Raw genomic sequence first — 12,750 nt, forward strand, 5'->3', positions numbered from 1 at the left:
CCTCCGGCCCGATCTCTTCAAGGAAGACATGACCCAGCACCTCGCCGAAACACTCCCCACCGCCACCGGCACCCGGCCCGGCTGGTGGAGAGAAGCGGTGATCTACCAGGTCTATCCGCGCAGCTTCGCCGACTCCAACGGGGACGGCATGGGGGACCTCGAAGGCATCCGCAGCCGCCTGCCCTACCTGAAGGAACTGGGCGTCGACGCCGTCTGGCTCAGCCCCTTCTACGCCTCCCCGCAGGCCGACGCGGGCTACGACGTCGCCGACTACCGGGCCATCGACCCCATGTTCGGCAGCCTGCACGACGCCGACGCCGTGATCCGCGAAGCGCACGCCCTCGGCCTGCGGATCATCGTGGACCTGGTCCCCAACCACTGCTCCGACCAGCACGAATGGTTCAAGCAGGCGCTGCGGGAGGGCCCGGGGACGCCGCTGCGCGAGCGCTTCCACTTCCGCCCGGGACGGGGCGAGCCCGGTGAACTCCCGCCCAACGACTGGGAGTCCATCTTCGGCGGGCCGGCCTGGACGCGGGTGGCCGACGGGGAGTGGTACCTGCACCTCTTCGCGCCCGAACAGCCCGACTTCAACTGGGAACACCCCGCCGTCCAGGACGAGTTCCGCTCCATCCTGCGCTTCTGGCTCGACCTCGGCACCGACGGCTTCCGCATCGACGTCGCGCACGGCCTGGTCAAGGCCCCCGGACTGCCCGATCTGGGGCGGGGCGAGCAGCTGAAGCTGCTGGGCAACCAGGTGCTGCCCTTCTTCGACCAGGACGGGGTCCACGAGATCTACCGGTCGTGGAGGAAGGTGCTGGACGAGTACGCCGGCGACCGCATCGGCGTCGCCGAGGCCTGGACGCCGAGCGCCGACCGCACCGCGCTCTACCTGCGTCCCGACGAGCTCCACCAGGCCTTCAACTTCCACTACCTGAACACCGGCTGGGACGCGGACGCGCTGCGCGCCACCATCGACGACTCGCTCGACGCGATGCGGCCGGTGGGGGCGCCGACCACGTGGGTGCTGTCCAACCACGATGTGGTGCGTCATGTGACGCGGTACGGGGGCGGGGCGCAGGGCCTGGCCCGCGCGCGGGCCGCGGCCCTGCTGATGCTGGCGCTTCCGGGGTCGGCGTACGTCTACCAGGGCGAGGAGCTCGGCCTGCCGGAGGTCACCGACCTTCCGGACGAGGTGCGCCAGGACCCCTCCTTCTTCAAGGCGAACGGCCAGGACGGGCTGCGGGACGGGTGCCGGGTGCCGATCCCGTGGTCGGGCGACGAGGCCCCGTACGGCTTCGGCGACGGCGGCAGCTGGCTGCCGCAGCCCGCAGAGTGGGCCGGGCTGAGCGTCGCGGCGCAGACGGGGGATCCGGCTTCGACGCTGGAGCTGTACCGCGCCGCGCTGCGGATCCGCCGGGAGCGGGCGGAGCTGGGCGCGGGCGACGCGGTCGAGTGGCTGGAGGCACCGGAGGGCGTCCTGGCCTTCCGGCGGGGGCAGTTCGTGTGCACGGTGAACACCACCGGCGCGCCGGTACGGATGCCCGCGCCGGGGACCGTACTGCTGGCCAGCGGGGACCTCGCGGAGCCGGACGCCCTCCCGGCCGACACGGCGGTGTGGTGGCAGGGGTGACCTCCCCCCTCCGGTTGACGGACATCGCCGCGCAGGCCCAGGTCAGCGAGGCGACCGTCAGCCGTGTGCTCAACGGCAAGGCGGGCGTGGCGGCCGGTACCCGGCACAAGGTGCTGGCCGCCATGGACCTGCTCGGCTACGAGCGGCCCGTACGGCTGAAGCGGCGCAGCAACGGCCTGGTCGGGCTGCTGATCCCCGAGCTGACGAACCCCATCTTCCCGGCGTTCGCACAGGTCATAGAGCAGGCGCTGGCCGGGCACGGGTACACGCCGGTGCTGTGCACGCAGACACCGGGCGGGGCCACCGAGGACGAGCTGGTGGAACAGCTGGAGGAGCGGGGGGTCACGGGGATCGTGTTCCTGTCGGGGCTGCACGCGGACTCGACGCTGGACCCCTCCCGCTACCAGCGGCTGTCGGCGAGGGGCGTCCCCTTCGTCCTCATCAACGGCTTCAACGAGCACGTCCACGCCCCCTTCATCTCCCCGGACGACCGGGCGGCCGCCGACATGGCCGTCCGCCACCTGAAGGACCTCGGACACCGGCGGATCGGCCTGGCCATCGGGCCGACCCGGTACGTGCCGTCGGCCCGCAAGGAGCAGGGGTTCAAGGCCGCGTTGCCGGGGGCGGAGGAGGAGGGCCTGATCCAGCGCACGCTGTTCACGGTGGAGGGCGGGCACGCGGCGGGGGGCGCGCTGCTGGACCGGGGCTGCACGGGGGTGGTGTGCGGGAGCGACCCGATGGCGCTCGGAGTCATCAGGGCGGCCCGGGAGCGGGGGTTGCGGGTGCCGGAGGACGTGTCGGTGGTCGGCTTCGACGACTCCCCGCTGATCGCCTTCACGGACCCGCCGCTGACCACGGTCCGCCAGCCGGTGCGCGCCATGGCCACGGCGGCGGTGGGCGCCCTCCTGGAAGCGGTGGGCGGCACCCCGGTCCAGCGCACGGAGTACGTCTTCCAGCCGGAACTGGTGGTACGGGGATCCACGGGCCAGGGACCGGGGGCGTAGGGGCCTGAGCCGCGGAACGGTGGCTGATTCACGTCTGCGCTGTCCGATTGCCGTCGAACGGACCGTTCTTGTTGCGAAAAGCCGTACGGACGACCCTGTGCTCAACCTACCGTGCGGTAGTGCAGGGGGCGGGGTCGTGACGGACTCGGGCTCCGGGGATGTCCGACGGTGGGGGCCCTTTGATGACTGGCCGGCGCGTGTTCCGCGGTCGCAGTGGTGTGATCCTTGCTTTGATCATGGCGCTCTGCGGGTTCGGGTTGACCTCGCCCGCGCGGTTCCAGAGCGTCGCGGCGGGGCCGGACGCGGGGGCGGCGGTCAAGGGGCCCGAAGGGCCGGAGGGCACCTCGTTCAACCCGAACCAGATCAAGGACATCAAGGCGGCCGACCCCGGCGCCGGGGTGAACCTGATCGAGACCCCGACGGCGAACAGTACGGGTGACGCGAGGCTGGCGTACCCGCTGGAGTTGCCCAAGGGACGCGGGGGCCTGCAACCCGAGCTGTCGGTCGCCTACAACTCGGCCGGCGGCAGCGGCTGGACCGGCGTCGGCTGGGACCTGACCACGCCGTCGATCACCGTGGACACCCGGTGGGGCGTCCCGCGCTACGACGGCGGCAAGGAAACCGAGTCGTACGAGCTGAACGGGGAGCAGCTCACCCCGGTGGCGCACCGCGGTGAACTCCAGGCGCGTACCGCGGAGAAGGTGTTCCACTCCCGAGTCGAGGGAAAGTTCGACCGGATCGTCCGGCACGGTGACAAGCCGTCGAACTACTGGTGGGAGGTCACCGACAAGCAGGGCACCCGTACCGTCTTCGGCGGGGCGGAGAACACCACGCTCGCCGACGCGTCCGGCAACATCGCGGTGTGGGCGGTGCGCGAGGTGCGCGACGGGCACGACAACCTGCTGCGCTACCACCACGTCCGGGTCGACGACGGCGGGGTCGCGAAAGCCACCGTCCAGGGCCGCGCGCTCTACCCACAGCGGATCACCTACACCGGGCACGGCGGCACCGAGGGCCGCTACTCGGTCACCTTCCTCCGGGACCGCGACCGGGGCGAGGCACGCCGCGGCGACGTCCAGATCGACGCGCGGTACGGCTTCAAGAAGGTCACCGCGGACCTGCTGCGCCGGGTCGAGGTGAAACTCGACGACCAGCTGATCCGCGCCTACGAGCTGAACTACCGGACCGGCGCGTTCGCCAAGACGCTGCTCGCCTCGGTGTCGCAGTTCGGCGAGGACAACAAGCTGTTCAACACCCACACGTTCGACTACTTCGACGACGTGCGCGACCAGTCGGGCAACTACAACGCCTTCGCCGACGCGGCGGGTTGGTCGGTGCCGGACGACGGCCTCGGGGTGAACATCCGCGAAGGCGAGGCCAGCGCGATCTCGGCGAACACGTCGGCCGGCTTCGGCGCGCACCTGTTCGCGGGCTACAACGTGCAGGGGCTGACGACCAAGGAGGGTTCCGTCGGGTTGAAGGTCGGGTTCAGCGCGGGCCAGTCCGACGGCCTGTCGACGCTGACCGATGTGAACGGCGACAACCTACCGGACAAGGTGTTCCGCAAGAACAACGACGTGTTCTACCGGCCCAATCTGGCCACACCGGGTGGTGAGCCGAAGTTCGGCGATACGCCGATCAAGCTCACCAACCTCCCGGGAATCTCGACCGAGCGCACGCTGTCCGGCACCATCGGCGTCGAGTCGTACGTCCTCACCACCTCGGCCCAGCTGGACTTCGTGGGCACCACGACCACCTCGGACCGGTTCTTCAGCGACGTCAACGGTGACGGCATCACTGACCTGGTGAACAACGGCGGCGTGCTGTTCGGCTACCTGGACGCCAATGGGCAGCCCGCCTACAGCGCGGACTCCACCCGCACCCCGGCGCCGATCGGGGGCGGCGCGGTGACCGGCGAGATCGTCGGCGATCAGACCGCGCAGTTCAACCAGCAGGTGGACAACTCGCCGCTGCTGGACTCGGTGCGCCGCTGGGTCGCGCCGTTCGACGGCAACGTCCGCGTGGACGGCGCCGTGCAGCTGACCCAGGACCCCTCGCCGGCGCGGGCGGCCTACACCAAGGCCGACGGTGTGCGGGTCACCATCCAGCACAAGGACACCGAACTCTGGGCGCAGCGGATCGGCCCCGATGACCACACCGAGTTCGCCCCGGGCAATGTGGCGTCGATTCCGGTGAAGAAGGGCGATGCGCTCTACTTCCGTACGCAGTCCATTCTGGACGGCAAGTACGACACCGTGGCGTGGGACCCGGCGATCACCTACACCAACCTGCCGGCCGGCACGGATGCGAACGGGCTGGCGAGCACCGTGTTCCGCGCGTCGGCCGACTTCACCTTCGGGGGCAGGCCGTCCTTGGTGACCGTGCCGGTGAGCGGCACGTTGCGGCTGACCGGTGACGTGGTCAAGTCCAAGGCGACCTCGGACGACGTGACCGTCGTGATCGAGAAGGGCAACGGCGTCCACACCCCCGCGGAGGTGTTCCGCAAGGTCCTGCCCGCCGCGTCGACCGGCACCACCGCGATCGACGTGAGCATTCCGGTCAGCATGTTCGAGAAGATGTCGTGGAGGCTGAAGACCGACTCCCCGATCGACTCCTCGGCGGTGAGCTGGGCGCCGAAGGCGCACTACACGGCCGCGCAGGGGGTCGAGTCGGTCGTCGACGCCAAGGGCGATCCCACGCTGGTGATCAACCCGCCGTACGACATGAACATGTACCCGGCGGACACCCTCACCGCGCCGCAGCAGTCCTACAAGGCGACCAAGACCGGCCAGTTGAAGGTGCGGCCGAAGGTGTCCTTCAACTTCAATCTCCTCGGTGATGCCAAGATCGCGTTCACGGTGAAGAAGCGTGGCGGGCAGTTGCTCGGCAAACGGATCTTCCAAGCCAAGGACACCTCCCCCTTCGGTGGTCCGAACCTGGACCTGACCGTGCCGGTCACCGCCGGCGACGAGCTCTACATCGACTACTCCACGACGGAGACCGGACTGCTCGGACTGCTCGTCGAGCAGTCCGCGTCGGTCACCTACGACGTGACCTCGTCCTTTCCGACCTTCACCCCGGCGCCCAGCGCCATGCACGGTTCCGTCGGGCAGGGCGCCTTCGCCCAGCCCTACCGCGGCTGGGGCGTGATCGGCTACCAGGGCAACCGCGACCGCGCCACCCAACCGATCAAGCAGGCCGAACTCACGCTGGACCAGAGCTTCAAGGACGCGCTGCCCAAGGAGCCCAAGGAAGCGGACGTCCCGGTGTTCACCGCGAACCCCCGGCTCACCATGCCGCGGCTCGCGGTGTTCGCCCCCGTGCCCGCCAAGGGCGGCTGGGCCGCTCAGGACGACTCCTCCTGGATCACCGCCGCGATGGCGACCAGTTCCCGCCTGGGTGCGGACACCATCGACGTCGTCACCGACGCCGACGTGGCGGGCGACCGGGCGGTGATGCGCCGCGGCGTCACCGGCCAGGTGTCGGCCACCCTCGCGGCGGGTCCGTTCGGCGGTACCGTGGTCGGCGGGATCACCGCGGGTTCGGTCGACTACCTCGACCTCAACGGCGACGGCTACCCCGACGTCGTGGGCGCCAAGGAGATCCAGTTCTCCGACATGACCGGCGCGCTCGGCGCCACGCGCGGCACCCTCGGCGGCAACGTCCGCGAGGCGGACAACGTCTCCGGCAACGTGGCGCTCTCCGCGGGCAGCGAGTCCGCCACCGTCGCCAGCGCACAGGGCATGGCCGCGCCCGACGCGGGCACCAGCGCCAACACCGCCACCACCGGCGCGGTCCAACCGTCGCTCGGCATCGGCGGCAGCCTCGGCGGCGGCGAGTCCGACGTCCGCGTCGACCTGATCGACATCAACGGGGACAGGTTGCCGGACAAGGTGTACGCCAACGGCGACGCCCAGCTGAACCTCGGCTACTCCTTCGCCGCCCGCGAACCCTGGTCGGCCGGACCGATCAACGACGCGTCCACCCGCAACGTCGGCGTCAACCTCGGGTTCAACGTCGACCGCTACGGCTTCGCGGGCGGCGTCTCCGCCGAGCTGGGAACCTCGTTCACCAACGCGAGCATGCTGGACGTCAACGGCGACGGCCTCACTGACCGGGTGTTCACCGACGGGGCCAACCCGATCAAGGTCGCGGTCAACACCGGCACCGGCTTCACCGCGCCCGCCCCCTTCCGCGGCAGCTTCCCCGAGATCGCCGTCGACAAGAACGCGAGTCTCGGCGCCGGCGTCTACTTCACCGTCGGCCTGCCCACTCCCGTCGGCGTCTTCGTCTTCAACCCCGGCGCCAACGTGACCACCGGCATCAGCCGGGCCGAAACCAGCCTGCGCGACGTCAACGGCGACGGCCTGGCCGACCACGTCAAGTCCACCCGGGACAACGAGCTGCTGGTCGCCGTCAACAAGACCGGCCGCACCAACCTGCTGCGCTCGGTCACCCGCCCGATGGGCGCCCGCATCGACCTGGACTACACCCGCACGGGCAACACCGCAGACATGCAGGAGAGCCGCTGGGTGCTCTCCCGCACCACGGTCTTCGACGGCCTCGCGGGCGACGGCGCCGACTCGCGCCTGACCACCTTCCGCTACGAGAAGGGCAACTACGACCGGCTGGAGCGCGAGTTCCTCGGCTTCGGCCGCATCGTGGCCGAGGACCGCGATCCTGCCGCGGGCGAGGCCCTGAACCGCTCGGTGACGAACGAGTACCGCACCGACGGGTACGCGACCCGCGGCCTGCTCACCCGCGTCCTGACCGTGGACGGCGCGGGCCGCCCGTACCGCGAGACGCTCAACACCTACCGGCTGCACGACACCTCCTCGGGTGCGGAAGCGGACCCCAAGAGCCCGACGGCCACCGTGTTCCCGCAGCTCGTCCGGGTGGAGGAGAAGCACTACGAGGGCGCGGCGACCGCCGCCAAGTCCACCTCCACCGAGCTCTCCTACGACGCGTACGGCAATGTGGTGCGCACCTTCGACGCGGCCGACGAGGGAACCGCCGACGACCTGGAGACCACGTACGGGTACACCGCCTCCGACCCGGCCTGCCGCGACCGCGGCATCGTCGGGATCGCGAACGCGGTGCGGCAGAAGGCCGCCGCGACCGGGGCCGTCCTGCGGCACCGGGAGTCCACGGTCGACTGCGTGACCGGCGCGGTGCGCCAGGTCCGCGACCACCTGGACGACAGCACCGCGGCCGTCTCGGACCTGGAGTACCACCCGGACGGCAACCTCAAGGCCGTGACCGGCCCGGCGAACGCGACCGGACAGCGGTACAGGCTGGAGTACGGCTACGACACGGTCGTCGGCGTGCACGTCGAGTCCACCGTGGACAGCTTCGGATACCGGTCCACCTCGACGCACGACCTGAAGTACGGCCAGCCCACCCGCAACACCGACCAGAACAACCAGTCGGTGGTGATGTCCTACGACACCATCGGCCGTCTGGACACGGTGACCGGGCCGTACGAGACGGGCGGCGGCCAGGCCACGATCGACTTCGACTACCACCCCGAGGCCGTGGTCCCGTACGCCTCGACCAAGCACCTGGACCGCGCCGCCACGGGCGTGCGCGCCGACACCATCGACACGATCACCTTCACCGACGGTCTGAAGCGGGTGCTGCAGACGAAGAAGGACGCCGCGGTGGCCGCCTCGCCGGGTGCGGCGCCGGCGCAGGTGATGACGGTGTCCGGGCGGCTGAAGTTCGACTTCCTCGGCCGCGCGGTGGAGAAGTACTTCCCGGTGACGGAGGCCAAGGGGTCGGCGAACACCACCTTCAATGCCGCCTTCGACACCGTGGCGCCCACGAAGGACACCTTCGACGTGCTGGACCGCTCGGTGAAGACGGTGCAGCCGGACGGGGTCACCACGACCACCGGGTACGCGTTCGGCGCGGACCGGGCGGGCACGAACCGGTTCGAGAAGACGGTGACGGACGGCAACGGCAAGCAGCTGCGCACCTACACCGACACCCGCGGCGCGACCACATCGGTCAAGGAGGCCAGTGGCCAGGGGGTGATCTGGACCGACTACGCATACAACCCCATGAAGCAGGTCACGGCGATCACCGACGACAAGAACAACGTCACGCGCGCCGAGTACGACGGCATGGGGCGCCGCACCGTGTTCGACAGCCCGGACGCCGGACGCACCGAGACGCACTACGACCTGGCCGGGAACACGACGGCGAAGACCACCGCGAACATGCGGGCGGCCGGCCGGACCGTCGAGTACGACTACGACTACTCGCGCCTCAAGGCGATCCGGTACCCGACGTTCCCGGGCAACAACGTCAGCTACGCCTACGGCGCACCCGGAGCGCCGGACAACGCCGCCTCCCGGGTCACCGAGGTCCGCGACGCGGCGGGGACGGTGACCCGTGGCTACGGACCCCTGGGCGAGGTGACCAAGGAGACCCGCACGATCACCGCGACCGGCGGCGCCCCGCGCACCTACACCACGGCCTGGCGCTACGACGCCTTCAACCGCGTGCTCCAGCTGACCTACCCCGACGGCGAGGTCCTCAGCTACGACTACGACTCCGGCGGCCAGGTCACCCGGGCGACCGGCGTCAAGAACGGCACCACCTACACGTACCTGGACCGGCTCGACTACGACAAGTTCGGGCAGAAGATCCTCCAGCAGACCGGCAACGGGGTCCGCACGACCTACACCTACGACGCCGAGGACCGCAGGCTCGCGGTGCTCAAGTCGGCGGCGCCGAACGGGACCGCGTTCCAGGACCTCGGCTACACGTACGACAAGATCGGCAACATCACGGCGCTGGCGAACAACGCGCCGCAGGGCGGGGCGATCGGCGGTCCCAGCACCCAGACCTACGGGTACGACGACCAGTACCGCCTCACCTCTGCGTCCGGCCAGTACACCGACAAGAACAACAGGGTCAACAAGTACACACTGACCCTGGGCTACGACTCGATCCACAACACCGTCGGCAAGTCCCAGCAGCACGAGGTCGCCGGCGGCACCCCGGCCTTCCCGGCCGGCGGCGGCGCCTCGGCGGGCCCGATCGAACCGGTCGACGACCCCTCCAACGCACCCGACGTCCAGGACAGGACGACGTACGACTACACCTACGCGTACGAGGGCACGCGCCCGCACGCCCCGACGAAGGTCGGTCCGGTCACCCAGGCCTACGACGCCAACGGCAACCTGACCGACACGGTCAACACCGCGCCCGGCGCGGGCGGCAAGCGGCGCCAGTACGTGTGGGACGAGGAGAACCGCCTCGTCTGCAGCCAGGACAAGACCTCGCCCACGGTCGCGCAGGACCCGAGCGGCTGCGCCGACGCCACCGTCGGCTACGCCTACGACGACAAGGGCGACCGGATCGTCAAGCGCGGCGACGGGCTCTCGCTGTACCCGAACCGCACCTACAGCGAACGCGACGCGACCGCCTACAAGCACGTCTTCGTCGGCGACACCAGGCTGACGACGAAGACGGTCGCCGCCACCGGACCCGAGGACGCCCAGTCCTTCTTCCACGCCGACCACATCGGCTCCTCCGGCTACATCACGGACAAGCAGGGCGCGGTCACCGAGCACCTGGAGTACTTCCCGTTCGGGGAGACGTGGGTGGAGGAACGGACCGGTCAGGCGGACACCCCGTACCAGTTCACCGGCAAGGAACTCGACGCCGAGACCGGCCTCTACTACTACGGCGCCCGCTACTACAACCCCAGGACCCAGCTGTGGGCCGGCGCCGACCCAGCCCTGCCCGACTACCTCGACCAGGACCTCGCGGGCGGCATCGGCGAACCCCGCAACCTCGCCGCCTACACCTACACCCACAACAACCCGGTCAAGCTGACCGACCCGACCGGCAAGTGGCCGAAGATGCCGTCGTGGAAGACGATCGGCCACACCACCCTCGACGTCGTCGGCATGGTTCCGGTCGTCGGCGAGGTCGCCGACCTGGGCAACGCGGGCTGGTACGCGGCGGAGGGCGACTACGTCAACGCCGGCCTCTCGGCCGCCTCGGCCATCCCGGGCGCGGGCTACGCGGCGAACGCGGCCAAGTACGGCAACAAAATGATCGACGCCGCGCAGACGGCGAAGAACGCCACCAACGCCACGGACGCGGCGAAGACGGTGAAGGCGGCGGACAACGCGCCGGTCCCCGCCTCCTCCACCCCCAACACCTGCGCCACCCCCAACAGCTTCACGGGTGAAACACCGGTCCTGATGGCGGACGGCACGAGCAAACGCATCGACGAGGTCGAACTCGGCGACGAGGTCATCGCCACGGACCCGGAAACGGGCGAGAACGGCCCCCGCACGGTCACCCGCCTCATCACGGGCACGGGCGAGAAGTCCCTGGTGGAACTCACCGTCACCACGCAGGACGGCACCGCGGCCAAACTGGTCGCCACGGACGGCCACCCCTTCTGGACCCCGACCCTGAACCGCTGGACCCCGGCGTCCAAACTCACCCCCGGCACCCTCCTCCAGACGTCCGGCGGCACGTACGTCCAGATCAGCGCGGTCCGAGCATGGACCGAACACCACACCGTCCACAACCTCACCGTGGACGACATCCACACCTACTATGTGCTCGCAGGCGCCACTCCGATCCTCGTCCATAACTGCGGCCCGACTGCTGCAAACGGCGCAGATCTGGAAGGGTTGACAGTATCCGAGACAAAGCGAATTCAGAATGCTGCCGACAGCCGTGACGTAACGATCTCGGTAGTTGGAAGTCGAGCCAAGGGGCCTCAGTCCGCCACCAACCCTGATGGCTACCATGCCGAATCGGACTGGGACTATGTGATCACCGGAATAAACAGCCGCACGAGAAGTAGAATTTCGAGTTCACTCCCGACAGGAGACGTGTCCCTGGGTAGAGGGAGGCGCCAAGATATCTTCACCGGCCCTCTCGTCGACACAGAGCCGCACATTACGTTCCACCCCCGGAGACCTAAGTGAATAAGAACGAAGTTATCGGCCCCATCCTGGCAGTCTCTGGGAACTATGCTGTGGTTCAGCTCCCCAGCAGAAACTCACCCGCAGCGGCGATCCAGGGGGATTCATTGAAGATTCTTCAGGAGACCGTAAAGGAGCTAACTGACTGTCTAGCTGCGGGCGACCTCGAAGAGGCCAGGTTCCCGTTGAATGAGATCGTAACCACTATTTCGGAGATGGTTTCAACATACGAGGACGCTGCACGGGATCTCGGCTTCAAGCTTCCTTATCATTCGTAGGAGGCTGACTGAAACGGCTAAGTGGACGCTGAGGTCACAGTCTTCCCTCTAGGTGGAAGAATGGCGCAGAATGGGCTGCCTTTCGGGCAGAGCAATCTGCCCCGCTGGTCTCGATTCTGAGGGGGCCTTGAGGCTCTTGACAGCAACGCTGACGCTGAGGTTGAAAGGGTGGGGTGACAGGGCTACGGGGGCTCCAGCCCGAGTTCGGTCTCGGCGATGAATCCGTCGAGCACTTCGGGTCGGCGTTGGATGTCGCGTAGGCGGTTCTTCACGAGCGGGGTGAGGTCTTCGATCGTGCGGGGTGCGAGGTTGGCCAGGGACTTCTTCAGGTGGGCCCATACGCCTTCGACGGGGTTGAGGTCGGGCGCGTAGGGCGGGAGCTTGACGATGGTGAGCCAGTCGCTGTTGCGGTCGCAGAAGTCCCGCAGGGCCTTGGCGTGATGGGTGCTGGCGTTGTCCCACACCACGATCAGCGGGGCACCGCCGAGCTGCCGGCGGGCAGAGGTCAGCAGGTTTGCGAACTCGCGGGCCCGGAAGCCCTTCTTCTCGCCGGTCCGGCCCCGGTACGTCTGGGTCCGGTAGATCAGCCTGGTCTCGCGGCCCGGCTTGATGCAGATCATCCCGGCCATCAGGACCCGGCCCGAGCCTTTCCCGGTCACCTTGATCAGAGGCGTCCGCCCGCGCCGCGACCAGGTCCGCCCCTTGCCCGGCTTCAGGTCCTGGCCGGCCTCGTCCTCAAAGGCTATCCACGCACCCAGGAGCTGGGCCGTCCTCTTACCCGTGACCACTGCTCCGTCCGCCACCGCTCTACGGCCTGCTCGTCGCGCTCGACGGCCCGGTGCGCGGGGACCTGCGGCGACCAGCCCAGCCGGTGCAGC

6 protein-coding genes are annotated in these 12,750 nt (G+C 69.2%); 4 read left to right on the plus strand and 2 right to left on the minus strand.

The genetic code is table 11. From position 1 onward, the window contains the following. Positions 1–28: 28 nt before the first annotated feature. The 4 genes from ACGFYU_RS13685 to ACGFYU_RS13700 all read left to right on the plus strand — a co-directional run bounded on the left by ACGFYU_RS13685 (position 29) and on the right by ACGFYU_RS13700 (position 11,872). The gene (locus ACGFYU_RS13685; protein WP_393827460.1) at positions 29–1,630 is read left to right on the plus strand and encodes a glycoside hydrolase family 13 protein; all 1,602 of its coding nucleotides are present in this window, start codon (positions 29–31) and stop codon (positions 1,628–1,630) included. Then, a complete protein-coding gene (locus tag ACGFYU_RS13690) occupies positions 1,618–2,634 on the plus strand; it encodes a LacI family DNA-binding transcriptional regulator (RefSeq protein WP_393827461.1) in 1,017 nt (338 codons plus the stop codon). The genes ACGFYU_RS13685 and ACGFYU_RS13690 overlap by 13 nt, the downstream gene beginning before the upstream one ends. A gap of 236 nt (positions 2,635–2,870) precedes the next feature. Further along, positions 2,871–11,597 (plus strand): SpvB/TcaC N-terminal domain-containing protein, encoded by an 8,727-nt coding sequence (locus ACGFYU_RS13695; RefSeq protein WP_393827462.1) that lies wholly within the window; start codon positions 2,871–2,873, stop codon positions 11,595–11,597. After that, positions 11,594–11,872 carry a DUF6959 family protein gene (locus ACGFYU_RS13700; protein WP_393827463.1) on the plus strand — a complete coding sequence of 93 codons (279 nt, stop codon included), beginning with the start codon at positions 11,594–11,596 and terminating at the stop codon, positions 11,870–11,872. The genes ACGFYU_RS13695 and ACGFYU_RS13700 overlap by 4 nt, the downstream gene beginning before the upstream one ends. A gap of 182 nt (positions 11,873–12,054) precedes the next feature. On the opposite strand, the gene ACGFYU_RS13705 is transcribed toward ACGFYU_RS13700, so the two are convergent. Together ACGFYU_RS13705 and ACGFYU_RS13710 are read right to left on the minus strand one after the other, a co-directional pair. Continuing rightward, positions 12,055–12,675: an IS630 family transposase gene (locus tag ACGFYU_RS13705; protein ID WP_393827464.1), complete on the minus strand. Its 621-nt coding sequence runs from the start codon at positions 12,673–12,675 to the stop codon at positions 12,055–12,057. Beyond that, positions 12,615–12,749, minus strand: coding sequence for a winged helix-turn-helix domain-containing protein (locus ACGFYU_RS13710; RefSeq protein WP_393827485.1), 135 nt, complete (start codon positions 12,747–12,749; stop codon positions 12,615–12,617). The genes ACGFYU_RS13705 and ACGFYU_RS13710 overlap by 61 nt, the downstream gene beginning before the upstream one ends. Position 12,750 lies beyond the last annotated feature (1 nt).

Source organism: Streptomyces sp. NPDC048337, from assembly GCF_043201175.1.
Taxonomy (GTDB): Bacteria; Actinomycetota; Actinomycetes; order Streptomycetales; family Streptomycetaceae; genus Streptomyces.